Genomic DNA, 24,044 nt, shown 5'->3' on the forward strand with positions numbered 1-24,044 from the left:
GCCGCCTAAGCATAGATAAAAAAAGAATAGAATCTGCTTTGATATTCCATTTAGTTATTAAGTTATCTAAAAACCTACGAAATAGGCCTAAAAGGGTTTTATTGCCTTTTATGAAATTTTAATTTAACAATTTTGTAACTTTAATGTTCTAAGGTATATTACGCAAAAATATAAATAGGAACACCTATGTTACACGGTATATATAAAAACAAATTACTTTTGAGCACCTTGTTATTATCCTCATTACCCGCGATGGCTAATGTGGTTAATGGCAACTTTGAACAATACAGTGGCAACACCCCAGATGCGTGGACAGTGATTGATAGCGGTATTAACGTATCTGCCAACAGCACAGTCGTAAGCACAGGCTCACAAGCAGCAGCGATTAGCGTTAATACAGGCACACAAAGCAATACTGATTTTTTGCAGCAAGTCGCTGTTGAAATGGGTAAAACTTATGAGTTCTCAGTAGATGTGTATCATACCGAAGGCCATCTTAAGGCGCGTTTGTTGATAGATGGTTATCAAGGCTATTCAAATCCAGCACAAACCAACCAATGGCAGAGTATAACTTACAGCTACACAGCTGATAGTAATAAAACCATTGATGTCGGCTTACGCTTTTATGATACAACGGGATTTGATGGTAGCGAGTTAGTTTATGTTGATAACTTCTTGCCTAATAATGACAGCAGTGGCTCTTCAAGCTGCGCAGATAACAGCCTTACTTTTAGCCTAACCACAGATAACTACGGCGAAGAAACCAGCTGGCAAATAGCGCACAACCAAACAGGTGTCGTTGCAAGCGGAAGTGGGTATGCTGCAAACACCCAATATACTGAACAATTATGCGTAGCCGATGGTGAGTATACATTTACTATTAATGACAGCTATGGCGATGGTATTTGCTGTTCATATGGCAGTGGTAGCTACGCCTTGAATAATGAAAGCACATTGCTCGCCAGTGGAGCTAGTTTTCAAACAACCGAAGCTACCGCTTTCTCATTAGGAAGTACTGAGCCAACACCGACGCCAACCGGCTACTATGTGACGACCCAAGGTTTATCGGGTTACACGCTAAAAAATGAGCTTTATAACATTATTAATAATCATAATGCTCAGGGGTATTCCGCTATTTGGAATTTTTACGACGCATCGGCGCGTGATAAATACTATGAAAACGATAATAGTATTTTAGATATGTACAGCGAGAAGCCCAATGGCTCTGATAGCTACACATACACAGCTGTTAGCGATCAATGTGGCACCTACAGTGGTGAGGCAGATTGCTACAACCGAGAGCATTCGTTCCCTAAAAGTTGGTTTGGTGGAAAAGTTGAACCGATGAACTCTGATGTTCATCATATTTACGCCACTGACGGTTATGTAAATTCAAAACGAAGCAACTTCCCATTCGGTGAAGTAGCAAGCGCTTCGTTTACCTCAACCAACGGCAGTAAATTAGGCTCTGCAAGTAATACGATTAATTACAACGGTACTGTGTTTGAACCTATTGATGAATTTAAAGGTGACTTTGCTCGTGCTTATTTTTACATGGCAACCCGTTATCAAAACGTAATTGGTGCTTGGCAAAATAACACCGCAGCTAGTAATGACGTGCTTAATGGCACCAGTACCCAAGTATTTGAAAGCTGGGTTGTGGCCATGCTGTTAAAGTGGCATAACAACGATCCTGTTAGCCAAATGGAATTAGACCGCAACCAAGCAGCGTTTGAATTTCAGGGAAATCGTAACCCGTATATTGATCATCCTGAATTTGTAGAGATGATTTGGTAAACGGGCTTCCGGCTTCGCAGAAAACACAAGCCTTTGCTTACGCAGAGGCTTTTTATTATAAACTGCGCATTATAATTACTAATAAGTACATAACACATCTTAAAAATTGGAGTAAAACCAAGATCCAGATATCTAGCAATATAAGCCTAAACCTCAGTAGAAAAATAAGTGCTTACTAGCACTTCAGCTATTACTATTATTGTTTTTTAAAACTAGCTAGACCCAGCTCTTCTGATTCATATCGTGTTCCGGTTAACTTTATCAACCAAACACTATCGATAAAAGTACGGCTAAAATATACAGCTTGACCACTGGGAATGTTAGGCATAAAAGACGTTATCGATTGCCATTGGCCATCTGTTTTATCTTTTAACTTCATCGATGCATTGAAAAACGATCCATCTTCGTTTGCTTTTATCTCAAGTGATGTTAGTTGTTTTTTATCCCCTATTTCTATTTGTGCACTCTCGTTTAATAGAGCTAATAGCATTGGTTGGTGAATTGGAGTCAATGAATTTAGTGTTTCAGAAATTTTACTATCAATTGTTATTTCATTTTTCAATTTATAAATATCGGCTTTAACTGCAAAAACAGGTTCAGCATTAGTTTGATAACTTACAAAGAATAAAGCGATGGAGCTAAGTAATAAATAAACGTGTTTTTTCATAATACAATATATCCTTTCGTTAGTTTGAGAATACTAGCATAATTTAAAGTAGTCCATAAAAATCGCTAATCTATTAATATTCATGATATTCTTTTATTCATTCGCATGAATATAGGCATGACCTCTATCTCTGGCTTAGCTAATTAGTGATAATAATGTGGCTGCAATTAAGAAGAGAATATGGGTATGCAATCGCTAGGAAAAGAATTAAAACGTCTTCGATCAGACAAAAAATGGACTCAAGCATTTGCTGCACGTGAAATAGGCATCCAACAGTCTTACTTATCAAAACTAGAGAATGGCCAATTCATTCCTTCTCCCGAAGTAATCGAAAAGCTAAAGCGATGCTATGGCGAAGCATGTTTTGATTGCTATTTACCTGTAACAACAGCAACCAAAGTGCCACTGAAAAAACTGCCTATTTTGAGTTTTACGCTATTAATAATTAGCCTTATGGTTTGGCTATGTGCAACGTATGAAATTTTTTATGCTGAAACCTACTTTACTTATCAGGCAAAGCAAGAAGATTTTTTAGCGTTTAATGTCACTCAGCAATACCAAGGCGAACGTTTTATTGAGGGGGACGTGACCTATCAAATTGTAGGCGAAAGGCAAGTCAGTAGAATTGAAAACCGCTTTCTAATTGTAACTTCCGCAGTATGCATTTTATTATCTATTGTTGCAGCTCTACTCTCGCAAAGTCATAGGTTTGGTAAATTATAAAGCTGTTATTTAGTTGCTCTTGGCAATTACTCCAGTATTACTCTACCTCCAAAATCTATGCTGTCGTATATCAGAAATTTTTAACACGATTAACGTCAGATTCAATCACTCAAATTGATAAAGTATTAGGACAATTACGTATTCATGGCGTGCTTTTTCTCGAGTGCTCTAGACTAAAAACCCAAGCTACGGCCCTCAAATTCACTCCGAGCAGTTGACGGCTGACGGCTGACGGCTGACGGCTGACGGCTTAAAACTTACCGCTTACAGCTTTTTTAAACGCAAAAAAACCCCAGCAAAAGCTGGGGTTTCTTATAAAAACAGACTTAATTAAAAATTAAGCTTGTTTTGGACGTTCAACAACATCTACCAAAGTCCAAGATTTGTTCTTAGAAATTGGTGCACATTCACGGATAGTAACTACGTCACCCGCTTTTGCAGTGTTATTTTCGTCATGTACGTGTAACTTAGTCGTACGTTTGATGAATTTCCCATAGATTGGGTGCTTCACGTAACGTGCGATAGCAACAGTGAAAGATTTTTCCATCTTGTCGCTGATTACACGGCCTTGAAGAGTACGAATTTTATCGCTCATTATTGACCTGCCTTCTGGTTAATAATTGTTTTTACACGCGCGATATCGCGACGTACTGTTCTTAGCGTGTGTGTCTGAGCTAGCTGACCAGTGCTTGCTTGCATGCGCAGGTTAAACTGCTCACGAAGAAGACCTAGAAGTTCAGCATTAAGCTCTTCTACGCTTTTATCTTTTAGTTCGTTTGCTTTCATCACATTACCGTCCGAGTTACGAAAGTTGTTTTGAATGGCAGCTTACGAGCAGCAAGGTTAAACGCTTCACGAGCAAGCTCTTCTGAAACACCTTCCATTTCGTAAAGTACTTTACCAGGCTGAATTTCAGCAACCCAATATTCAACAGAACCTTTACCTTTACCCATACGAACTTCAAGAGGCTTTTCTGTGATCGGCTTGTCAGGGAAGACACGGATCCAGATTTTACCTTGACGTTTCACGTGACGTGTCATAGCACGACGAGCTGCTTCGATTTGACGAGCAGTCATGCGGCCACGACCAGTAGCTTTCAAACCGAAAGTACCGAAGCTTACTTTGTTACCGTTTTGCGCTAGACCACGGTTGCGGCCTTTATGCATTTTACGGAATTTTGTACGTTTTGGCTGTAACATTACTCGCTACCTCTACTTAGCACTTTTTTTGGCTTTCTTTGGTGCGCGTTTAGCTGGTTTCTCTTGCTCTTGTACTAGTGGTAAACCACCAATAACTTCGCCTTTGAAGATCCAAACTTTAACACCAATGATACCGTAAGTGGTTAAGGCTTCAGAAGTTGCGTAGTCGATATCAGCACGAAGAGTATGTAGAGGTACACGACCTTCACGATACCATTCTGAACGTGCGATTTCTGCGCCGCCAAGACGACCGCTAACTTCAACTTTAATCCCTTTAGAACCGATGCGCATTGCATTTTGTACCGAACGCTTCATAGCGCGACGGAACATAACACGACGCTCTAGCTGAGAGGCAATGCCGTCTGCTACTAGTTGTGCATCTAGTTCTGGTTTACGTACTTCAGAAATATTAATCTGAGCAGGTACACCAGCGATTTTAGTTACCGCTTGACGTAATTTTTCTACGTCTTCGCCTTTTTTACCGATAACAACACCCGGACGAGCCGTGTGAATAGTTACTCGGATAGATTTTGCTGGACGCTCAATAACGATTTTAGACACAGAAGCCGCTTTCAATTCCTTAGTAAGGAATGTACGTACTTTGTGATCGCCAAAAAGCTGTGCAGAGAAATCTTTTGAATTCGCGTACCAGGTAGAAACCCAAGGTTTAGATATACCTAGGCGAATACCAGTAGGATGAACTTTTTGTCCCATTACTTATATCTCCTAGCTATCTGAAACCACAACAGTGATGTGGCTTGTACGCTTAAGGATGCGGTCTGCGCGTCCTTTAGCACGTGGCATAATACGTTTCATTGTTGGACCATCGTCCACAAAGATCGTTGTTACACGTAGCTCATCAATGTCAGCACCTTCGTTATGCTCTGCGTTAGCAATAGCAGACTCAAGTACTTTCTTAACTAATACAGCCGCTTTTTTCGGGCTGTACGCCAGGATTTCTAGTGCGCGATCGACAGGTAACCCGCGGATCTGATCTGCAACTAGACGTGCTTTTTGCGCCGAACCAGAGGCGAATTTATGTTTAGCTAATGCTTGCATTTATCTTCCCCTCTTAACGTTTCTTCGCTTTCTTATCCGCAGCATGGCCACGGTAAGTGCGAGTTGGTGCAAATTCACCTAGTTTGTGACCGATCATTTCGTCAGAAACGAAAACTGGTACATGCTGGCGACCATTATGGACAGCAATGGTCAATCCGATCATGTTAGGTATGATCATTGAACGACGGCTCCAAGTTTTAATTGGCTTCTTTTCACCGCTTTCCAAAGCTTTCTCTACCTTCTTCAGCAAGTGTAGGTCTATAAAAGGACCCTTCTTGAGAGAGCGTGGCATGGCTATTCCTCAATATTACTTAGTACGACGACGTACTATAAATTTATCCGTACGCTTGTTCTTACGCGTCTTAGCACCTTTAGTCGGTTTACCCCATGGAGACACAGGATGACGACCACCAGATGTACGACCTTCACCACCACCGTGTGGGTGATCAACCGGGTTCATGGCAACACCACGAACTGTCGGACGAATACCACGCCAGCGATTTGCACCTGCTTTACCAAGTGAACGAAGCATATGCTCAGCATTGCCTACTTCACCTAGCGTAGCACGACAATCAGACTCAACTTTACGAACTTCGCCTGAACGAAGACGTAATGTTACATATTGACCATCACGAGCAAGGATTTGAACGTATGCACCAGCAGAACGTGCGATTTGAGCACCTTTACCTGGTTTTAATTCTACGTTGTGAACAGTCGAACCTACAGGCATATTACGCATTGGTAATGCATTACCAGGTTTGATTGGTGCATCAACACCAGACTGGATTGCATCGCCAGCTTTTAAGCCTTTAGGTGCGATAATGTAACGACGCTCACCGTCTGCATATAATACAAGAGCGATGTTTGCGCTACGATTTGGATCATATTCTAAACGCTCAACTGTGGCTGGAATGCCATCTTTAGTACGTTTAAAATCGATTAAACGGTAATGCTGCTTATGACCACCACCGATATGACGAACCGTAATACGACCATTGTTATTACGACCACCTGATTTAGAGTTTTTCTCTAATAGTGGTGCGTAAGGTTTACCCTTATGTAAATCTGGGTTAACCACTTTAACTAGGTGACGACGACCCGCAGAAGTTGGCTTACACTTTTGAAGTGCCATAATTCTAACTCCCCTTATTACTCGGCGCCGCCGACAAAGTCCAGCTCGCTACCTTCTTTAAGAGTAACGTAAGCTTTCTTCCAGTCGCTACGACGACCGAAACGCATGCCAGTACGTTTTGTTTTACCCTTAACGTTAAGTGTGCGAACACCAGTTACTTCTACTTCAAAAAGCTTCTCAACTGCCGCTTTAACTTCAGCTTTAGTTGCGTCATTTGCTACTTTAAAAACAATAGTATTGTTTTCTTCAGCAGCGATTGTGCTTTTTTCAGAGATGTGTGGAGCAAGGATCACTTTTAAAAGACGTTCTTCACGGATCATGCTAGCGCCTCCTCAAGTTGCTTAACAGCAGCAGCTGTAATTAGTACCTTATCGAAAGCAATTAAGCTTACAGGATCGATACCAGCTACATCACGTGTGTCAACCTTGTACAGGTTACGTGCCGATAAGAAAAGATTTTCATCTACTTCTTCAGTCACGATAAGAACATCTTTAAGCTCAAGTTCTTTAAGCTTAGCAACTAGTTCTTTAGTTTTTGGTGCTTCAAGACCAAAACTCTCAACAACGATTAAACGCTCTTGACGAACTAATTCAGATAAGATGCTTTTGATCGCACCACGGTACATTTTACGGTTTACTTTTTGGCTGTGGTCTTGTGGTTTAGCTGCGAAGCTAACGCCACCTGAACGCCAAATTGGACTACGGATTGTACCAGCACGTGCACGGCCAGTACCTTTTTGAGCCCATGGTTTTTTACCACCACCGCTTACTTCAGAACGTGTCTTCTGAGCACGAGTACCTTGACGAGCACCTGCTGCGTATGCAACAACTACTTGGTGTACTAATGCTTCGTTAAACTCACGTCCAAAAGTAGCTTCAGAAACTTCAAGAGCGCCAGAAGCGTCTTTAATTGCTAATTCCATCACTAAATCTCCAGGACTTATGCTTTAACAGCTGGTTTAACGATAACGTCACCGCCGATAGCGCCAGGTACTGCACCTTTAACTAAAAGCAGGTTACGCTCAGCGTCAACGCGAACTAGTTCAAGGTTCTGAGTTGTTACTTGCTCATTACCCATTTGACCGGCCATTTTCTTACCTTTAAACACCTTACCAGGTGATTGGTTTTGACCGATTGAACCAGGAGCACGGTGAGATAGAGAGTTACCATGTGTAGCGTCTTGCATGCTGAAATTCCAGCGCTTAACACCACCTTGGAAACCTTTACCTTTAGAAGTACCGGTTACGTCAACTTTGTTGATTTCGTTGAATAATTCAACAGTAAGCTCAGCGCCTACTTCAAAATCGCCTTCACCACCATTTAGGCGGAATTCCCACAGACCGCGACCCGCTTCAACACCAGCTTTAGCGAAGTGACCCGCTGTTGCTTTGTTTACACGGCTTGCTTTTTTAGTGCCTGCGGTTACTTGAAGCGCGTTATAACCGTCTGTTGCGTCAGATTTGATCTGAGCAATGCGGTTAGGAGTCGCTTCAATAACTGTCACAGGGATAGATACACCATCTTCAGTGAAGATACGTGTCATACCCACTTTACGACCGACTAGACCTAATGCCATTTTCCTAAAACCTCTCTAATCTTCCGATTAACCCAGGCTGATTTGAACATCAACACCAGCAGCAAGGTCTAAACGCATAAGTGCGTCTACAGTCTTGTCTGTTGGTTCTACGATGTCGATCAGACGTTTATGGGTGCGGATCTCGTACTGATCACGCGCGTCTTTATTAACGTGCGGTGATGTAAGTACAGTAAAACGTTCAAAGCGTGTAGGTAGTGGAATTGGACCACGTACTTGTGCGCCAGTGCGTTTCGCAGTTTCCACGATTTCCGCCGTTGATTGGTCAATCAAACGGTGGTCAAAAGCTTTTAGGCGAATACGAATGCGTTGATTTGACATTCTTAAACCTCAATATAAAGAGCATTTAAAGAGCATAAAAAAACGACCGAAACAATCTTAATAATTAAGATGCCGGTTGTTTGATTATATCTACGTTGAGTTCCAAATCGGAACTCCTGTTTATTAGCTTGAAATCCAAGCTTAATTTATTCTTTCTTGTTCCCGAGGGAATTTTGAAAGCCTGCGTATTATAATGATACTGGTGATAAATGCAACAACTATTTAGACATAATTACTTTGTTATTGTCGTTTAAAAAATAGCTAAGTTTATTAATAGTGAACGCAATGGAAGTGATGATGTCTTTATAATGTCATAGCTTGTCGATTAATCTGCAGGGGATTTTTTAGATATTATGTTATCCTATGCGCTAATTTTGCTGTTATATACCCATATTGGTTTGGGTAACTACTCTCTTATGGTGAGTCAATGCGTATTTTAAATTATGGTTTAAATCTTATCTCTGGTGGTATCAGCCGCTTGTTTGTTAAAAGCAAAGTACTGCCTGAAAAGCCTTTAGAGCAATTTGAGTTAAACCCTAAAAACCCGACCTTCTATATAGTGCGTTTAAATTCACGCTTTGATTTAGCGGCACTGGCCCGTGTTTGTAAACGAAATGGTTTACCGGACCCAACCGAGCAGCAAATATTAGGTGACGAAACGTTAGATCGCTTTATCGGCATTAAAAACCCTCCTCCGCTATTTGGTGATAAAGAAAAGTCTACCAATGCATTAGCACAAGGCAAACACATTGTTGAGCACTTATTAAATAGTGGCCAAAAAAATGTGCAAGTGGTGCCCGTGACTATTTTATGGGGCCGATCGCCAGGTAAAGAAAAACCCGGACTAAGCACTTTACTTTCGCACTCACTAACGCCCAGCTGGTTTAGAAAAATTTTTGTGGTGCTTTTTTCAGGTAGAGATAACTTTATTCGATTTAGCCAACCACTCGACTTATCTTTATTGGTTAATGAAAAAGCCGACGTTAATGAATTGCCTCATAAGTTACTTCGCGTAGCTCTAGTTCACTTTAAACGTCAAAAGCTGGCTGCAACAGGGCCTAAAATCCCATCTCGTGATCAGTTATTTAGCTCACTACTGGCATCACCCACAATTAAAAAAGCAATTCAAACCGAGGCTTCTGAAAAAAACATCAGCCAAGCTCAGGCGCGACAAAACGCCTTAAAGCTACTTGATGAAATCGCCGCTAATTACAGCGATGCCACAATTCGCGTTGCTGATCGCATATTAACGTGGCTTTGGAATAAGCTTTATAATGGCATTGACATAAAGTACACCGAGCAAATTCATGACCTAACCAATAAAGGCCATGAAATAATCTACATGCCTTGTCATCGTAGTCATATGGATTACTTGCTACTAACCTACTCTATTTATCATCAAGGCCTTGTACCACCGCATATTGCTGCAGGGATTAACCTTAACTTTTTCCCTGCAGGTGGCATATTCCGCCGCAGTGGTGCATTTTTTATTCGTCGCTCATTTGCTGGTAACAAACTCTACTCAGCAGTATTTAAAGAATACTTAAGCCAGTTATTTATAAAAGGTTACTCGGTTAAGTTTTATACCGAAGGTGGCCGCAGTAGAACCGGACGCTTACTCCCCCCAAAAACGGGTATGCTCGCCATGACGATGCAAGCTATGCTTCGTGGTATAGACCGCCCTGTATCAATTGTACCTGTGTATATTGGTTACGAACACGTAATGGAAATAAACACCTACTTAAAAGAGCTCGCGGGTAATGATAAAAAAGGCGAGTCGATATTAGGTATTTTTAAAGCAATTAAAAATTTGAAAAACTATGGTCGCGGGTATTTAAATTTTGGTGACCCGATTTCTATTAACCAATACCTGAATGACAATCAACCCGACTGGCGCGAGTCAATTCATGCTACCGACGTGCAAAAACCACAATGGCTAGGGCCGCAGGTGGCTAATCTTGCTGATCAGGTTATGGTTAAAATTAACAATGCCGCCGCACTTAACTCAGTTAACTTACTGGCGATGATACTGCTAGTAAACGATAAGCACGCATTGAGTAAACCTAAATTGCTAGCTCAGCTTGAGTTTTATTTGCGATTACAACGTGAAGCTAGCTACAGCAATAAAATAACCGCACCCGATGAAACGCCAGAGCAACTGCTAGAACACGCTTTAAAGTTGAATAAGTTTGATGTGATCAGTGACGAGTTTGGTGAAATTATTGCGATAAACGATAAGGAAAAAACCTTATTTAACTATTACCGTAATAACATTTTGCATATTTTTGCAGTACCTAGCTTAGTAGCTCTGCATTTATTCAAGCAGCATCAAAGTACCGTTACTCACTGCCATCAATTGGTAAAATCATTTTATCCGTTATTCGCCAAAGAGTGGTATTTACAAGAGCTTGATGACAACTATGTGACCCGCATTTTAACTAACTTTAGCGATCAAGGCTTAATTGAGCTTGATGGTGATAATATCAAAGTAACTCAAAGTAACGATAGCTTTGCCAAACTCGAAATGCTTGGTCGTGCATTGAGCTTTACTCTGCAACGTTATGCGATTGTGATTGGCTTTATTCAAACCAGCCAAGGTATTGCAAAAGCTGAACTGGAACGTGAAAGCTATGTGTTGGCACAACGCTTGGGTACGTTACATGGCATTAAAACGCCGGAGTTTTTTGATAAGAAGGTACTTAGTAGTTTTATTTCCAACCTTCGCGAACAAAAGCTAATTAGTGAATCTGATAGCGGCTTACAAGGCAGCCAAGAGCTGTGCGAGACCTACAAGCAACTGCAAACACTGTTGCCGGCACGTATTTGGCAATCAATTACTGACATTGTCCACGCTCAATGTCAGTAACGTACTTCACTATATTGAATTAACCCAATATAGTAGGTAGCAAAGAGTTAACGCTGGCGCATTACCCCTTCTTGAATCGTCGAGGCAACTAAATTGCCTTGGCGGTCAAAAAACTGACCACGTACCAGCCCTCTTCCTGAACTCGCGCTTGGGCTATCAATGGTATATAACATCCAATCATCCATTCTAAATGGACGATGAAACCACATAGCATGATCTATGGTCGCAACTTGCATATTCGGCTGCATAAACGACACACCATGTGGCTGCAGTGCGGTTGGTAAAAACTCAAAGTCAGACGCATACGCCAATAAGTAATTATGAATACGTTGATCGTCCGGCATATCGCCATTGGCTTTAAACCAAATATGTTTTACCGGTTCTAGGGCTTCAGGTTTAAAGGGGTTATGAAAGTTCACCGGACGCATTTCAATCGGCATTTCACGAATAAACTTATTACGGATTGCTTCAGGAATATGCTGTGCATTTTCTTGATAAAACTCTAACGAAGAACGCAGTTCTTCAGGAGCTGGAACATCAGGCATAGTGGCTTGATGCGATAACCCCTGCTCTTCACCTTGAAACGACGCTGTCATGTAAAAAATAGGTTTACCGTACTGAATCGCACTGACACGTCGAGTGCTAAAACTTTTACCATCACGTATAGTTTCTACATCGTACACAATCGGTTTTGCAGCGTCGCCTGGGCGTAAAAAATAAGAATGTAAGGAATGAACAATACGCCCAGCTGGTAGTGTTTCTTTAGCTGCTGAAAGCGCTTGCCCCATAACTTGACCGCCAAACACCGCTCTAAACCCTAAATCTTGGCTTTGTCCTCGATATAAACCTTGCTCAATTTCTTCAAGTGACAACAACGATAATAAATCATCTAATACTTGGCTCATTATTTCTTCCTCAATCCCCTAATTTATAAATGATACTATACAATAGTTAAAAAATACTAACTCACTGATTGAGGAAATCTAATATGGCATTTTGGCTTTTTAAAACCGAACCCGACGCCTTTTCAATTGATGACTTAAAGCAAGCGCCACAGCAAACAACGCTATGGGAAGGTGTACGCAACTACCAAGCGCGTAATTTTATTCGCGATGATGTAAAGCAAGGTGATTTAGTGATGATTTATCATTCTAGCTGTAAACAAGTTGGCGTTGCAGGGCTTGGTGTGGTTACTAAGGCTGCTTACCCTGATCCAACGCAATTTGATTTAAGTAGCGACTATTACGATGCTAAGGCAACCACTGAAAACCCTCGCTGGTTTGTGGTAGAAATAACTTATCAGGCGCATTTGAGTAGTTTAGTAAGCCTGCAAGCGATCAAAGCAAATACTGCTATAACTGATATAGCACTTAAAAAAGGCGGGCGTTTATCGGTCATGCCAGTGACCGAAAATGATTGGCATGAAATTTTAAATATGGCGAAATAAGCCACTAAAATAACTACATTTTCTTCATTAAAATAGTACTCCACCAGCGCAGCATGTCACCGCTCGATTTTCTTATGGAGCCAAATTTGTTATAATCTGCGGGTTGCGTTTACTGGAGGAAAAATGAAATTACTGTATTGGTTGGATGAATGGTTAACTCTCAGCGATGATGAGAGGCAAGCAAAACTACCAGCCTCTGGTGGAGATTTACTCGGTGATGTGTATGTAAAGTATCACTTTGTTGACCTCAATAAACCCCTGCTTTTTACTTTTTCTCCTGCGGGCACCGATATACAAGAACGCGATCTAAATGAAGACTTTGCCCCTTGGGGCTATTATTTAGCGCAAAAGCAAGATGTTAATATTATTGCGTTTCAGCATTTGGGTAAAAGCAATTGGTTTCGTAACCGCAATTTAATCTTTTTTATTGAGCAGCTATCAACTTTACTCTCTCCTTTTAAAACTAAGTTAGGCTATGGGCTTAGCCGTGGCGGCTTTGCTGTGGGTGCATTTGCTAAGTTACTCAAACTCGATAAAGTACTGCTTTTCCATCCTGTTAGCACCAAAAACAAACTTATCGCCCCTTGGGATGACCGCTCAAGTACTGAAATTGCTCAGCAATATGACTGGCAAGATGACTACCATGATTTAGATTTAGGGGATGCGAAAGGTTACATTATTTACGATCCAACCAATCGTATTGACCGCCAACATGCTAAACGCTACAAACAGCTCACTCACTTACGCGTGTTTGGTATGGGGCACGGCACTCACGCTACTTACTTGAATAAGTTTGGCTTTTATAAACAAGTAGCGGTTGATTTTATTCGTGATCAGCAAATCGACATTGCGCAATTTAGGCTGCAAACAAAGACACTGCGTTTAAAAGAGGATTATTATAAAAAACTTAATAAAGCCAACGCTAAATCGGCACATCGCCAAGCGTTATTAAGTACCGCTCACACTATTTTAATCGACGAAAAAGCAGCGCACGTTAAAGAGCACCAAGAAAAAATTGATATTCAGCCCTTAATAGAGGTAGCTATTAAGCATCAAGACGAAAGCCCAAATGATGCCATTAAGCTATTAGAAGTTGCTCAACAACTCGTGCCTGACGACCCACTTGTTGAGCATAAACTGAGACAATTAGAATAAGTAACAAAAGGTACTCATGCTTTACTTTTTCTTGGCGTGCCCTTGCTTGGGCACAATCGAAAAGTAAAGAATCAGCGCTATCCACGAAAAGAAGATAGCGCCGACTAGCCAGCCATTTTTTTCATGGCCGTGGCTACGCTTACTGTTAAGAATTATCATGATAGGAAAAATGTAAGCACATAAAACAATAATTAAAAAAGCAACTTCAGTCATTATTTTTCCAAGCTAAGCCAATCAACTTCACCACTTAACACCCGCTCTTGTGCGATGTAATGCAGAATATCACCCGCATTCACTGCATAATCTAGAGGTGGGTTTAAATCCATATTCTTTGCACTTAAATTATGAGCTACACCTAACAATATTGCATTATGATCGTACTTAAAATGATGAAATAATTTACCAAATTCCATGGTTTTTATATCACTAGGTATTTGTAGGCTAAATTGCGTATCACCATGCAAAGTAGATAATAGCTCTTCTTGAACACGGCTTGAGCCTGGGTCTTGCATTGAGCGCACCAAAATCTCTGCTGACTTAGTGCTACTACACTCTACATTGTGGCAATGCTCTAATAACATTTCCACTTTCGTTTCATCAAAAAAGTGTGCACTAATGTGACAATCTTCTTTGACTAAACGGCTAATACGCAGTGCAGTAGTAAATGTTTGGTCATCATCTTGGCCATCAATAATCACTTTATCGGCATGGCGAATGGCAACGCGTTCTAATTCATCCAAATCGGTAAAACTAGTCAAACGAGCAAAATCAACATTCTCATTACTTAAAAATGGATGCTCTATTTGTTCAGTAACCGCCAATAGAATACGGCGGTCTGTACGTTTAGTATCAGCCAAAATATAGTCGATCATTTTTTTTGTTCGAGCATTATGCCAACCAAAAATAATAATGTGATTGCTACTGTGAGCAAAGTTTTTATCACCAGTCATAGCGCGCCTAATTAAGTAAGTTACTGTTTGCCCTGTTTTACCTAACAAGACACCAAATAAAGCCAAACCAAAGGGTATTTGTATTAATGCGACAATCCAACGGCCCAAGTCAGATGATGGACTTAAATCTCCATACCCTACTGTTGAAGTGGTTACCGTGTAGTAGTAAAAAAAGGTCCCTGGCGAAAGTAGTGCTTGCTCATTAGCCATAAATAATAAGCACCAAGTAAGTAGCATGTGTAAAGACGTTGCTATTACAACAGACTGCCAGCTCACCTGATCAATGTGGCTGCGCAACAGCACAACAATACGTTTAAAAATATGATGCATAATTGTTTGTTAATCGATTGATTATTTGAATCATTTGGTAACACGATACTGCACATCATAACACTTAAGCAACGTTTTACTGTAATCGAAATATTCACGGTTCGTTATGAATAAAAATAAGAGTAAACTATAGTTATTAAGTTATGAGGAAAGAATGGATCTATTATGTCAGGTGTTTTAGCGTCAGTTGATCAGCGTACTCAGCTTGTAGGTGAGAACCGTTTAGAGTTGCTACTGTTTTATTTACATAGCCGCCATTTATTTGCACTCAATGTATTTAAAATTAAAGAAGTGGTGAAGCTTCCCCGTTTAAGCAAAATACCGCACTCTCACCCTAAGGTGACGGGTGTTGCCAATATTAGGGGTGAATCTATTCCGGTGATTGATTTACGCCAAGCCATTTCTATGTCACACAAAGAACATGGTGAAGATTGTAATTTGGTAGTGACTGAATATAACCGTACCACTCAAGGTTTTTTAATTGGTAAGGTTGATCAAATAATGAACATGACCTGGTCTGATATTATGCCACCACCCAGCTCAGTCGGTAAAAATCATTACATTACTGCACTTACTAAAGTACAGCGCGACGACGTGGAGCACTTGGTAGAAATTATAGATGTAGAAAAAGTACTGGCTGAAATAGTTGAGTACGAGGTTAATATTTCAGATGGAGTGTTAGACCAAACTATAGTTAACGAATTCTCTGGGCGAAAAATACTACACGCTGATGATTCGCCAACAGCACGCAAGCAAGTAAGCGATACATTATCGCAGCTTGGTATCGAAATTGTTCCTGCCAGTAATGGCTTGGAAGCACTCAATATGCTTAAAGGTTGGGCCGATGAAGGCCGCGATGTTGAAAAAGAATTACTTATGGTGATTACCGATGCCGAAATGCCCTCAATGGATGGTTATCGCTTAACCTATGAAATACGTAACGACAGCCGCTTAAAAAACTTACATGTAGTACTTAACACCTCCCTAAGCGGCAGCTTTAACCAAGCCATGGTAGAAAAGGTTGGCTGTGATGCATTTTTATCAAAATTTCAGCCTGACTTACTAGTGCAAGAAGTACAAAACCGTCTAAAACATGTGTTAAGCAGCACCTAATTACAAAACTAGCAAATATCTGCTTGGGTAAATATTTGCTAGTAACACTCTCCTCATCAGCAACCTTTAAAAACCTGCCTTACTGAGTGGTTATTCAAAGCGGTGTTTGCTAATCCTAAGGTTTCATGATTAATTAGTAAATAAGTTTTCACTAACTCGTTATTAATTATGCTCAATAAAGTTGCCAGCCCGTTTACTAAGCTCGTCGAGCGCTACTTACCCGACCCATTTATATTTGTCATTTTGCTCACTATTATTACCTTGAGCATTGCGAATTTAGCGACTCCTGCAACCACACTTGAGGTAATAACATCATGGGGAAGCGGGTTTTGGAACTTACTTAGCTTTGCCATGCAAATGCTGTTGGTGCTAATAACAGGCTATATGCTCGCCAGTACCTCTTTAATAAGTAAGTTACTAACAAAATTAGCAACGCTTGCTAATACGGCCCCAAAAGCCATTATTTTAGTGACATTTATCTCGCTTTTAGCAAGCTGGCTTAATTGGGGGTTTGGATTAGTGATTGGGGCTTTATTTGCTAAGGCTATTGCTAAGCAGACTCGAGTAGATTATCGACTCTTAGTAGCAAGTGCTTACTCAGGTTTTGTAGTATGGCACGGCGGATTGGCAGGCTCCGTACCACTAACCATTGCCAGCGAAGGGCATTTTTCACAGGCAACAATGGGGATTATTGGCACCGAGCAAACCTTGTTCGCAGGTTTTAACATTGCGATTCTAATTGGCTTATTTATTATTATGCCGTTGGTTAACCGTTACATGCTACCAAGTGAAAAAGACAGTGTTTATATTGACCCATCACTGCTTAAGAACACTCTACTCGATAGAGTAACAATAACACGCCCTGCGCAACATTTAGAACAAAGCAAACTGCTAGGCATGGGCATTGGCTTACTCGGACTTGCCTACTTAGGTTATTACTTTTTTATCGCAGGTGGCGGCTTAAATCTCAACAGCGTGATAGCGCTTTTCTTATTTTTAGCTATCACACTACATCAGACCCCCCACAATTTACTAAATAGCCTACAACAAGCGATTCCGAGTGGCGCGGGAATTGTAATTCAGTTCCCTTTTTATGCCGGTATTATGGCCGTTATGGTCGATACAGGGTTAGCACAACAAATATCGCAGGGCTTTATTGCCATAGCGGATGCCGATAGCTTGCCATTTTACAGTTTTATTAGTGCAGGGTTAGTTAATATGTTTGTGCCATCCGGTGGCGGCCAATGGGCTGTACAAGCACCTATTGTTATCCCTGCAGCACAAGAGCTTGGTGCAGATATGGCAAGGGTTGCTATGGCTGTAGCATGGGGAGATGCTTGGACCAATTTAATTCAACCCTTTTGGGCATTACCGGTATTAGCCATTGCAGGGTTAAAAGCTAAAGATATTATGGGGTTTTGCGTGGTACAGCTGATTATTACTGGGGTGTTTATATCGCTGGTATTGAGCTTTTATTAATCTAACTGGGCTGTAACTTGTATTACAGCCCGTGCTTACTTAGCTTGATAAAATCTTCATCGGTAAGCTTAATATCGCGTTTTCTGAATCTGCAAAGTGCATCATTACCGCAATGTGCCCTGCAACAACGAGTGCATACATTACCGCGGAAAAACCTTGGCCGTATTTATCTAATGGCAGTAAATGTGAGTAATGGCGGCCACGCCATTCAAACACAATTTCTAGCGCCCCAACAAATAAAAAGAACACTAATAACATTAAACCAAAGGTGTAACTTAGCCATAAACCAAATAGCACACCTAGTAAGCACACACTTAAACCAACCCAAGAGCGCATCGAGAAACTTATGCTTTTTAGTACATGCCCGCCATCAAGCGGTAAAATAGGCAGTAAATTGAATAAATTAAGCAGTGCACTAAGCACTGCAACACCTGCAAATATTTCCATTTCCGTAGCGTAATAAAGCACTACACCAAGCACAGAAGTAAATAAACCAAAGGCAGGCCCCATAAGTGATATAACCACATCTTGCCAGCGCGTAGTTATTTTATCGTCGCTAACGGCTAACCCGCCTACAAAAGGAATTAAATAAATGCCTTTAGTTTTAATGCCAAAATACTTCATAGCTCGTACGTGGCCATATTCGTGTACCACCAGGCAAGCAATCAGCATTAACGCAAACTCAATGGTAAACAGCCAAGCATAACCGGCCACCGATGCGCTCGCTAGCGCCACTTTAACAACTTTAGCACTTTTAAATAATTTAAAGCCAAGCGCCGCGAGCCCTAAAAACCCCTTTTTAGGTGCGCCCTGTGCTGCTACAGGTAAAGCTAACTGAGTTGCAAACTGATTATTTACATATAGCGCCAAGCTTTGCTGGCTGACCTCGTTGCTATCAATACCAATTAACTGCTCATCAAGCATAAACTCGACATAATTTTCACGTGGGTTTTCAAATGCAATCGCTTGCTGATCATGAAATATTTTTACAACTTGCTGCTCTGCTATCATCAGCGTAAACGGTTGCTCTGCCAGAGAAAGTTCGACTTTTATCATTATTCTAACCATTATAAATTATGCCGCTAGTATACCTTCCCACCAAAAAAACACGAGTGAGCTAGCATCATTTTATTAGCGATAATGTAAGCTAAAAATTCCTGAAATACTGACAAAAACAATTCAAGCGACTATTTTTAATATTACAGGAAGTAAGCTTCAACTACTAAGGACACCAATGCGAACTCAATTGCCAAATATACTCGTTGTTGATGACTCAAAAGCCATTTTAATTGTTATGAAAGCGATTTTTAATGAGCTCGAAATGCCAGAAGTTACCACTTGCTTAAGCGCAGTTACAGCACTAGAGAGAGTAAAGCCTGATATAAACTTTTATGACGCCATATTTACCGATCTGAATATGCCAGAAATGGATGGTATGGAGTTAATTCGTAACTTAGGTGAAATAGGCTATTGCGGTGCGATTGTTATTATTTCTGAAATGGATCCTAAAATAATCAGCCTAGCAGCTGATCTAGCCAAGCAGCATAATGTGCATTTAATTGGTAACCTTACCAAGCCAGTACAATTAAATCAGGTAAATATGTTACTTGCCAAAATAGCGCAGTTAAACAGCCATACGCTTGTAAAAGAGCGCCCAATTACTAAAGCTAAACTTGTTAGCGCATTAAAAAATAATGAAATAACACCGTTTTACCAGCCTAAGATAAATATAAACACCAACTTTATACAAAGTGTTGAAGTATTGGCTCGTATTGTTTCAAATAAAAACGAACGCGTGATTTTACCAAGCCGTTTTATTAGCCTTGCTGAGCAATGCGACTTAATCAATGACATTACTTTTACGCTGTTTGAAAAAGCCTGCAGTGACTTAAAGCAGCTGAAAGAACAATTAGGGGAAAACTTAAAGTTGTCATTTAATATGTCGCCATGCCAGTTAAATGATTTGAACTGCCCTAATAAATTATTACAGTTATTACAAAAGCACGGCGTGCTTCCCAGTGATGTGGTTGTTGAAATAACCGAGCAACATGCCCTTTCAAGCTATACCCAACTTGAAACCTTAAACAGATTAAGAATATTTGGTTTTGGTATCTCACTGGATGATTTTGGTACTGGCTTTACTAATATTAACCAACTGAAACAGCTGCCATTTACAGAAGTAAAAATAGACCGCTCTTTTATAAGCCACATTGAAACAGATAAGTTTTCGCAAGTTGTGGTCAACTCATTGATTGATATGACTAGCCAAGAGCAACTGCAACTTGTTGCTGAGGGTGTTGAACGTCCGGAAGAACTTGCCTATCTAAAGCACTATCAAACAAATTTAGCTATACAAGGATTTTTGTTTAGTTGCCCAAAAGCAAAAGCTGAATTTATCTCGTGGGCACAACACTGGATAAAAACAGCTGCTAAAACAAATAATAACTAAGGTCTGCTGACCTTTGCTGGTTGATATTTACTAAATACCCCTAACGAGATTCATTATCCTCGGCGCTGACGATATGCTCACTATCCGCTAAACGTTGATGCCAACGTTGCTTAGCCACGGCACGCATGTTGGTAGATTGATCTCGCTCATCAACAATTTCTAAACCCATTAGCGCCTCTATCATATCTTCTAGGGTCACTATTCCTTGCACATCACCGTATTCATCAATCACTAAACAAATATGGGTACGCTTGGTAAGTAATATTTGTAATAACGACGATACGTTTTGCGTACTCGGTACTGTATAAATAGGCTTAACCAACTTACTAATCTTGTAGTCTGTACCTAAGCGGTGGTATGCCAACATAATGTCGTTTTTATGAACAAACCCTATTATATCGTCAGCATCTTTGTCGTAAATTAGCACTCGAGAGAATGACGAAGAGCCATGTTCGCTTAAGTACTGATTTACAGTAAGATCTTTATGAATTTTAAAAATAACCGTGCGCGGGGTCATTAAGTCGGTTAGTTTTGCGTGCCTAAAATGCAGTAAGTTTCGAATGATCTCTGACTCATCAGCATGAAGTGCCCCTGACTCACTGCCAATATCGGCCATCGCTTCTATTTCTTGGCGAATATAATAGGCCTCATTATGCTTTTGTCCCATCAAATTGGTTAGCTTTTGTGCAGCCCATACAAATGGCTTAAGCACTAACACCAAAATACGTAAACCATAAGTCACACTTGGTGTTAAAGCACGCCAATAGTTGGCACCCAAGGTTTTTGGAATAATTTCAGATAACACCAATACCAATAAAGTCATAATAGCAGATGCAATCCCCACTGCTGCATCTGAAAACACCACGGCGGCTTGTGCACCTACTCCTGCGGCACCAGCAGTATGGGCAACAGTATTAAGCGTTAAAATAGCTGCTAAAGGTTGATCAATATTACTTTTTAGTATTTCAAGTTGTTTAGCCAGCACCGGCCGCTCTTTGCGCAACAATGCAACATAACTAGGTGAAATACTTAATAGTACGGCCTCCATGATTGAACACAAAAACGAAATCACAATCGCTGTAACCATGTAAACGATTAATAGTGTCACTTTCTCTCCGATAAGTTGGATAAATACCCGATGATAATAGCCATCATAACAATACATGCTATATTTGGCCAAATCTCCAATAACAATAGGCATAGCAATGAATTTAAGCGCACCTTGGTATCGTTACACAAGACGTTTTACTCGCTTGGCAACCCTACTCACATTAAGTAGTTTGAGTTTAACGGCATTAGCTGCCCCACTCGATCAATCAAAAATTCAGTTTATCGGCCCACTTGCAGAAGATATGCAAGCAAAGCCATTTCAGACCCCCCATGGCGACGTGATTATTAATAATCTGCTTGCACAACTTGAATCAAGTGCAGAAAGCTTTGTTGTGTTTGGTAAAAAGCATAAGTGGCAACCACTTGATAAAATTAACGCGCTTACTTTAGGCGGTTTACAAGCACTTAAATTTCATATTGAAACGGACCGGTTTACTCAAGGCTCCTTAAACATTGAAGGAATAGAGCAAGGCCAGATTTTTATCAATGGTGAGAAGCAAACTGGTGAAAACCAACGCTATCAGCTTGCTTTAAATAACGGCTCACATACCGTGGTTGTCATCGCTCAACAGGTTGCTAATTGGAATGATGTCACCTTAGAGTTTGTGCCAAAAGCAGAAACTGACGTCGTGACCCTAACGACAAATAAAACCAAGCGCTTATCGGCTAAACAATTGTTTGACGCCCCGACTATTAGCGGTTTGTCTTTGTCGCCTGATGCTAAGTATTACTTAAGTACAACAAAGCGCTTCCGCGATAAAACAGGCAACAACGCCATTACCACAACCGAGCTTAAAAATACTAATAACCAAACGGTATACCGATTTGAAGAAGTGCAGCCTAACCAATTTACTTGGAGTCCTGATAACCAATTTTTAGTTTATTTACTCAACGGTGAATTAAAGCAGTTAAACCGTAAAACTTTCGCTATAAAAACCTTAGCCTCAGGCCTTGAGGGGACAAGCAACTTTAGCTATTACAACGATAATAGTATTCTTTTTAGCTGGTCTAAATCATCTGAAGAAACCAATAGCCTCACTAAACATCATAAAGGCTTACAAGACCGTTGGTCTTATGCCCGTACGGTTAGCCAATTATATTTACTCGATACCAACAGTGGTTTAACCAAAGCTCTGACCGAAGGCGTATTGAGCCATCAACTTGAAGATGCTAACAGCAACCGTGGAAAGCTATTAATAAGTCGCCCAATAATGGCGATGCAAGCCTCAACTCACCCAGAGACTGAGCTGGTTGAACTTACATTAAAATCCAACAGCATAAAATCATTAGGTAAGTTTAAAAACTTTAATCAAGCTAAATATGCCGCAAACAATATTTATGTTGTTGCAGGCCCTGATTTTAAAAATGGTGCAGGCAGAACAATACCAAAGAACATGCTGGCTAATAATTACGATGGCCAGCTTTACTTACTAGCTGATAACGCAAAAAAAGTAACGGCGTTAAGCAAACAGTTTGACCCCGCAATTGGCACATTAGAAGTACTAAGCAATGGTGATGCGCTAATCAAAGTGACAGAGAAAGATACCCAACCACTGTATTTATTTGACCTGAGTAAACAGCGCTTTAAAAAGTTAAATACAGGCTTTGATATTGTGCAGCAATTTAGCTTTTCAAATACGCGCAATGCCCAGTTATTAATTAGTGGCAGCAATGCGTCGAGCGCTCAACAACTCAAGCGCTTAGACGTAAGTAAAAACAAGGTAGAGCTTATTTGGGATTCAAACCCGATTGCGTATGCCAATACGGCTATTCCTGCGCTTGAAGAATTTAACTTTACCAATAAGCGTGGCGTAGAAATCTCTGGCCGTGTTTATCTGCCAAACAATCTTGATAAAGCCAAGAAATACCCTGCTCTTGTTTATTATTATGGAGGCACCTCACCAGTAACACGCGGGTTTACTGGGCGCTACCCTTTTAACTTATGGGCAGCAAACGGATACGTGGTTTATGTTGTACAACCAACCGGCGCAACGGGTTTTGGGCAAACTTTTTCAGCACAACATGTAAATGCTTGGGGCGACTATACCGCCGATGACATTATGGAGGGTACAGAGGCATTTTTAGCTAAATATAATTTTGTAGACAGTAGTAAAGTAGGTAACCTTGGTGCATCTTATGGTGGCTTTATGACTATGCTGCTTGCCACCAAAACCGATATGTTTAGCGCGTCTATTGCTCATGCCGGTATTTCAAACTTAACGTCATACTGGGGTGAAGGATGGTGGGGTTATTTATACTCAGGCGAAGCCTCAAAAAATAGCTTTCCGTGGAATAACCCTCAACTTTACAGCCAGCATAGCCCTGTATTTCATGCCGATAAAGTAACCACGCCATTACTGCTTATTCACGGTGACAGTGATACCAATGTACCTGTGGGCGAAAGCTTAACTATGTACACCGCACTAAAACTGCTTAATAAAGACGTTGAAATGATAGAATACAAAGGAGCAGATCACCAAATATTTGCGCGCGATAAACGATTTAATTGGTGGAACACTATGTTGGCTTACTTTGACAAAAAGTTAAAAAATGAACCACAATGGTGGGATTCAATGTATAAAGATTAGAACTATAATGCGCACTTTGTCGATGAAGTAAAAAAGTGCGCATTACAAAATGCAATATTATTAGAC

At 40.6% G+C, this 24,044-nt stretch carries 26 protein-coding genes; 9 read left to right on the plus strand and 17 right to left on the minus strand.

Annotated features, from left to right (window positions below; genetic code table 11):
- The first annotated feature begins 186 nt into the window (after nt 1-186).
- Nucleotides 187-1,797, plus strand: a complete 1,611-nt coding sequence (locus tag ACZ5WS_RS02615) for an endonuclease (protein ID WP_464710514.1) — start codon at nt 187-189, stop codon at nt 1,795-1,797.
- 196 nt (nt 1,798-1,993) lie between these two features.
- On the opposite strand, the gene ACZ5WS_RS02620 is transcribed toward ACZ5WS_RS02615, so the two are convergent.
- The gene (locus tag ACZ5WS_RS02620; RefSeq protein ID WP_008108359.1) at nt 1,994-2,464 is read right to left on the minus strand and encodes a hypothetical protein; all 471 of its coding nucleotides are present in this window, start codon (nt 2,462-2,464) and stop codon (nt 1,994-1,996) included.
- A gap of 186 nt (nt 2,465-2,650) precedes the next feature.
- Between ACZ5WS_RS02620 and ACZ5WS_RS02625 the strand changes: the two genes are divergently transcribed.
- Complete coding sequence (locus ACZ5WS_RS02625) at nt 2,651-3,187, plus strand: helix-turn-helix domain-containing protein (protein ID WP_464710516.1); 537 nt, start codon at nt 2,651-2,653, stop codon at nt 3,185-3,187.
- 337 nt (nt 3,188-3,524) lie between these two features.
- Here ACZ5WS_RS02625 and rpsQ read toward each other — a convergent pair whose 3' ends face one another.
- The 11 genes from rpsQ to rpsJ are packed head-to-tail and all read right to left on the minus strand — an operon-like array spanning nt 3,525 to nt 8,491.
- On the minus strand, nt 3,525-3,782 hold the full coding sequence (gene rpsQ, locus ACZ5WS_RS02630) for a 30S ribosomal protein S17 (RefSeq protein ID WP_013463780.1): 258 nt from the start codon (nt 3,780-3,782) through the stop codon (nt 3,525-3,527).
- The gene (gene rpmC / locus ACZ5WS_RS02635) at nt 3,782-3,973 is read right to left on the minus strand and encodes a 50S ribosomal protein L29 (RefSeq protein WP_008108355.1); all 192 of its coding nucleotides are present in this window, start codon (nt 3,971-3,973) and stop codon (nt 3,782-3,784) included. Before rpmC ends, rpsQ begins: the two co-directional genes overlap by 1 nt.
- A complete protein-coding gene (gene rplP / locus ACZ5WS_RS02640) occupies nt 3,973-4,386 on the minus strand; it encodes a 50S ribosomal protein L16 (RefSeq protein WP_008108352.1) in 414 nt (137 codons plus the stop codon). Before rplP ends, rpmC begins: the two co-directional genes overlap by 1 nt.
- 12 nt (nt 4,387-4,398) lie before the next feature.
- Nucleotides 4,399-5,100 carry a 30S ribosomal protein S3 gene (rpsC, locus tag ACZ5WS_RS02645; protein WP_008108350.1) on the minus strand — a complete coding sequence of 234 codons (702 nt, stop codon included), beginning with the start codon at nt 5,098-5,100 and terminating at the stop codon, nt 4,399-4,401.
- A 12-nt stretch (nt 5,101-5,112) separates the two neighbouring features.
- Nucleotides 5,113-5,445, minus strand: coding sequence for a 50S ribosomal protein L22 (rplV, locus tag ACZ5WS_RS02650; protein ID WP_004588690.1), 333 nt, complete (start codon nt 5,443-5,445; stop codon nt 5,113-5,115).
- Nucleotides 5,446-5,458: 13 nt separating this feature from the next.
- Nucleotides 5,459-5,737, minus strand: coding sequence for a 30S ribosomal protein S19 (gene rpsS, locus ACZ5WS_RS02655; RefSeq protein ID WP_004588689.1), 279 nt, complete (start codon nt 5,735-5,737; stop codon nt 5,459-5,461).
- Nucleotides 5,738-5,752: 15 nt separating this feature from the next.
- Entirely contained in the window at nt 5,753-6,577 is an 825-nt protein-coding gene (rplB, locus tag ACZ5WS_RS02660) for a 50S ribosomal protein L2 (RefSeq protein ID WP_007376192.1), read from the minus strand.
- Nucleotides 6,578-6,594: 17 nt separating this feature from the next.
- Complete coding sequence (rplW, locus tag ACZ5WS_RS02665; RefSeq protein ID WP_008108343.1) at nt 6,595-6,897, minus strand: 50S ribosomal protein L23; 303 nt, start codon at nt 6,895-6,897, stop codon at nt 6,595-6,597.
- Nucleotides 6,894-7,499, minus strand: a complete 606-nt coding sequence (gene rplD, locus ACZ5WS_RS02670; protein ID WP_008108340.1) for a 50S ribosomal protein L4 — start codon at nt 7,497-7,499, stop codon at nt 6,894-6,896. Before rplD ends, rplW begins: the two co-directional genes overlap by 4 nt.
- A gap of 17 nt (nt 7,500-7,516) precedes the next feature.
- On the minus strand, nt 7,517-8,152 hold the full coding sequence (gene rplC, locus ACZ5WS_RS02675; RefSeq protein ID WP_008108338.1) for a 50S ribosomal protein L3: 636 nt from the start codon (nt 8,150-8,152) through the stop codon (nt 7,517-7,519).
- 27 nt (nt 8,153-8,179) lie between these two features.
- Entirely contained in the window at nt 8,180-8,491 is a 312-nt protein-coding gene (rpsJ, locus tag ACZ5WS_RS02680; RefSeq protein WP_002957900.1) for a 30S ribosomal protein S10, read from the minus strand.
- A 427-nt stretch (nt 8,492-8,918) separates the two neighbouring features.
- Here rpsJ and plsB point away from each other — a divergent pair, with 427 nt between their 5' ends.
- Nucleotides 8,919-11,357 (plus strand): glycerol-3-phosphate 1-O-acyltransferase PlsB, encoded by a 2,439-nt coding sequence (gene plsB / locus ACZ5WS_RS02685; RefSeq protein WP_464710527.1) that lies wholly within the window; start codon nt 8,919-8,921, stop codon nt 11,355-11,357.
- A gap of 47 nt (nt 11,358-11,404) precedes the next feature.
- Here the strand turns inward: plsB and tesB are convergent, their stop codons facing one another.
- Nucleotides 11,405-12,262 (minus strand): acyl-CoA thioesterase II, encoded by an 858-nt coding sequence (tesB, locus tag ACZ5WS_RS02690; RefSeq protein WP_010391943.1) that lies wholly within the window; start codon nt 12,260-12,262, stop codon nt 11,405-11,407.
- 83 nt (nt 12,263-12,345) lie between these two features.
- On the opposite strand from tesB, the gene ACZ5WS_RS02695 reads away from it, so the two are divergent.
- Together ACZ5WS_RS02695 and ACZ5WS_RS02700 are read left to right on the plus strand one after the other, a co-directional pair.
- Nucleotides 12,346-12,804, plus strand: coding sequence for an EVE domain-containing protein (locus ACZ5WS_RS02695; protein ID WP_138570145.1), 459 nt, complete (start codon nt 12,346-12,348; stop codon nt 12,802-12,804).
- A gap of 123 nt (nt 12,805-12,927) precedes the next feature.
- On the plus strand, nt 12,928-13,959 hold the full coding sequence (locus ACZ5WS_RS02700) for a cytosolic protein (RefSeq protein WP_464710531.1): 1,032 nt from the start codon (nt 12,928-12,930) through the stop codon (nt 13,957-13,959).
- A 21-nt stretch (nt 13,960-13,980) separates the two neighbouring features.
- Here ACZ5WS_RS02700 and ACZ5WS_RS02705 read toward each other — a convergent pair whose 3' ends face one another.
- Nucleotides 13,981-14,172, minus strand: coding sequence for a hypothetical protein (locus ACZ5WS_RS02705; protein ID WP_178954578.1), 192 nt, complete (start codon nt 14,170-14,172; stop codon nt 13,981-13,983).
- Nucleotides 14,172-15,239, minus strand: a complete 1,068-nt coding sequence (locus tag ACZ5WS_RS02710) for a potassium channel family protein (RefSeq protein WP_109875670.1) — start codon at nt 15,237-15,239, stop codon at nt 14,172-14,174. The genes ACZ5WS_RS02705 and ACZ5WS_RS02710 overlap by 1 nt, the downstream gene beginning before the upstream one ends.
- Nucleotides 15,240-15,404: 165 nt before the next feature.
- On the opposite strand from ACZ5WS_RS02710, the gene ACZ5WS_RS02715 reads away from it, so the two are divergent.
- Both ACZ5WS_RS02715 and ACZ5WS_RS02720 read left to right on the plus strand, forming a co-directional pair.
- A complete protein-coding gene (locus ACZ5WS_RS02715) occupies nt 15,405-16,352 on the plus strand; it encodes a chemotaxis protein CheV (protein WP_178954576.1) in 948 nt (315 codons plus the stop codon).
- Between the two features lie 168 nt (nt 16,353-16,520).
- Nucleotides 16,521-17,831 (plus strand): short-chain fatty acid transporter, encoded by a 1,311-nt coding sequence (locus ACZ5WS_RS02720; protein WP_464710533.1) that lies wholly within the window; start codon nt 16,521-16,523, stop codon nt 17,829-17,831.
- Between the two features lie 39 nt (nt 17,832-17,870).
- Here the strand turns inward: ACZ5WS_RS02720 and ACZ5WS_RS02725 are convergent, their stop codons facing one another.
- The gene (locus ACZ5WS_RS02725; RefSeq protein ID WP_464710535.1) at nt 17,871-18,887 is read right to left on the minus strand and encodes a metalloprotease; all 1,017 of its coding nucleotides are present in this window, start codon (nt 18,885-18,887) and stop codon (nt 17,871-17,873) included.
- Between the two features lie 178 nt (nt 18,888-19,065).
- On the opposite strand from ACZ5WS_RS02725, the gene ACZ5WS_RS02730 reads away from it, so the two are divergent.
- The gene (locus tag ACZ5WS_RS02730; protein ID WP_290171239.1) at nt 19,066-20,280 is read left to right on the plus strand and encodes an EAL domain-containing response regulator; all 1,215 of its coding nucleotides are present in this window, start codon (nt 19,066-19,068) and stop codon (nt 20,278-20,280) included.
- A gap of 40 nt (nt 20,281-20,320) precedes the next feature.
- Here ACZ5WS_RS02730 and ACZ5WS_RS02735 read toward each other — a convergent pair whose 3' ends face one another.
- The gene (locus ACZ5WS_RS02735; RefSeq protein ID WP_138605937.1) at nt 20,321-21,388 is read right to left on the minus strand and encodes a CNNM domain-containing protein; all 1,068 of its coding nucleotides are present in this window, start codon (nt 21,386-21,388) and stop codon (nt 20,321-20,323) included.
- A gap of 97 nt (nt 21,389-21,485) precedes the next feature.
- Here ACZ5WS_RS02735 and ACZ5WS_RS02740 point away from each other — a divergent pair, with 97 nt between their 5' ends.
- Nucleotides 21,486-23,978, plus strand: a complete 2,493-nt coding sequence (locus ACZ5WS_RS02740) for an alpha/beta hydrolase family protein (RefSeq protein ID WP_464710538.1) — start codon at nt 21,486-21,488, stop codon at nt 23,976-23,978.
- The last annotated feature ends 66 nt before the right edge of the window (nt 23,979-24,044 follow it).

The organism is Pseudoalteromonas sp. 11L1 (assembly GCF_055397545.1).

Excerpts from the sequence above, each read along its gene's own strand:
- ACZ5WS_RS02615 (WP_464710514.1), top strand. The coding sequence starts at position 187 with ATGTTACACGGTATATATAAAAACAAATTACTTTTGAGCACCTTGTTA.
- ACZ5WS_RS02620 (WP_008108359.1), bottom strand. The coding sequence starts at position 2,464 with ATGAAAAAACACGTTTATTTATTACTTAGCTCCATCGCTTTATTCTTT.
- ACZ5WS_RS02625 (WP_464710516.1), top strand. The coding sequence starts at position 2,651 with ATGCAATCGCTAGGAAAAGAATTAAAACGTCTTCGATCAGACAAAAAA.
- rpsQ (WP_013463780.1), bottom strand. The coding sequence starts at position 3,782 with ATGAGCGATAAAATTCGTACTCTTCAAGGCCGTGTAATCAGCGACAAG.
- rpmC (WP_008108355.1), bottom strand. The coding sequence starts at position 3,973 with ATGAAAGCAAACGAACTAAAAGATAAAAGCGTAGAAGAGCTTAATGCT.
- rplP (WP_008108352.1), bottom strand. The coding sequence starts at position 4,386 with ATGTTACAGCCAAAACGTACAAAATTCCGTAAAATGCATAAAGGCCGC.
- rpsC (WP_008108350.1), bottom strand. The coding sequence starts at position 5,100 with ATGGGACAAAAAGTTCATCCTACTGGTATTCGCCTAGGTATATCTAAA.
- rplV (WP_004588690.1), bottom strand. The coding sequence starts at position 5,445 with ATGCAAGCATTAGCTAAACATAAATTCGCCTCTGGTTCGGCGCAAAAA.
- rpsS (WP_004588689.1), bottom strand. The coding sequence starts at position 5,737 with ATGCCACGCTCTCTCAAGAAGGGTCCTTTTATAGACCTACACTTGCTG.
- rplB (WP_007376192.1), bottom strand. The coding sequence starts at position 6,577 with ATGGCACTTCAAAAGTGTAAGCCAACTTCTGCGGGTCGTCGTCACCTA.
- rplW (WP_008108343.1), bottom strand. The coding sequence starts at position 6,897 with ATGATCCGTGAAGAACGTCTTTTAAAAGTGATCCTTGCTCCACACATC.
- rplD (WP_008108340.1), bottom strand. The coding sequence starts at position 7,499 with ATGGAATTAGCAATTAAAGACGCTTCTGGCGCTCTTGAAGTTTCTGAA.
- rplC (WP_008108338.1), bottom strand. The coding sequence starts at position 8,152 with ATGGCATTAGGTCTAGTCGGTCGTAAAGTGGGTATGACACGTATCTTC.
- rpsJ (WP_002957900.1), bottom strand. The coding sequence starts at position 8,491 with ATGTCAAATCAACGCATTCGTATTCGCCTAAAAGCTTTTGACCACCGT.
- plsB (WP_464710527.1), top strand. The coding sequence starts at position 8,919 with ATGCGTATTTTAAATTATGGTTTAAATCTTATCTCTGGTGGTATCAGC.
- tesB (WP_010391943.1), bottom strand. The coding sequence starts at position 12,262 with ATGAGCCAAGTATTAGATGATTTATTATCGTTGTTGTCACTTGAAGAA.
- ACZ5WS_RS02695 (WP_138570145.1), top strand. The coding sequence starts at position 12,346 with ATGGCATTTTGGCTTTTTAAAACCGAACCCGACGCCTTTTCAATTGAT.
- ACZ5WS_RS02700 (WP_464710531.1), top strand. The coding sequence starts at position 12,928 with ATGAAATTACTGTATTGGTTGGATGAATGGTTAACTCTCAGCGATGAT.
- ACZ5WS_RS02705 (WP_178954578.1), bottom strand. The coding sequence starts at position 14,172 with ATGACTGAAGTTGCTTTTTTAATTATTGTTTTATGTGCTTACATTTTT.
- ACZ5WS_RS02710 (WP_109875670.1), bottom strand. The coding sequence starts at position 15,239 with ATGCATCATATTTTTAAACGTATTGTTGTGCTGTTGCGCAGCCACATT.
- ACZ5WS_RS02715 (WP_178954576.1), top strand. The coding sequence starts at position 15,405 with ATGTCAGGTGTTTTAGCGTCAGTTGATCAGCGTACTCAGCTTGTAGGT.
- ACZ5WS_RS02720 (WP_464710533.1), top strand. The coding sequence starts at position 16,521 with ATGCTCAATAAAGTTGCCAGCCCGTTTACTAAGCTCGTCGAGCGCTAC.
- ACZ5WS_RS02725 (WP_464710535.1), bottom strand. The coding sequence starts at position 18,887 with ATGATAAAAGTCGAACTTTCTCTGGCAGAGCAACCGTTTACGCTGATG.
- ACZ5WS_RS02730 (WP_290171239.1), top strand. The coding sequence starts at position 19,066 with ATGCGAACTCAATTGCCAAATATACTCGTTGTTGATGACTCAAAAGCC.
- ACZ5WS_RS02740 (WP_464710538.1), top strand. The coding sequence starts at position 21,486 with ATGAATTTAAGCGCACCTTGGTATCGTTACACAAGACGTTTTACTCGC.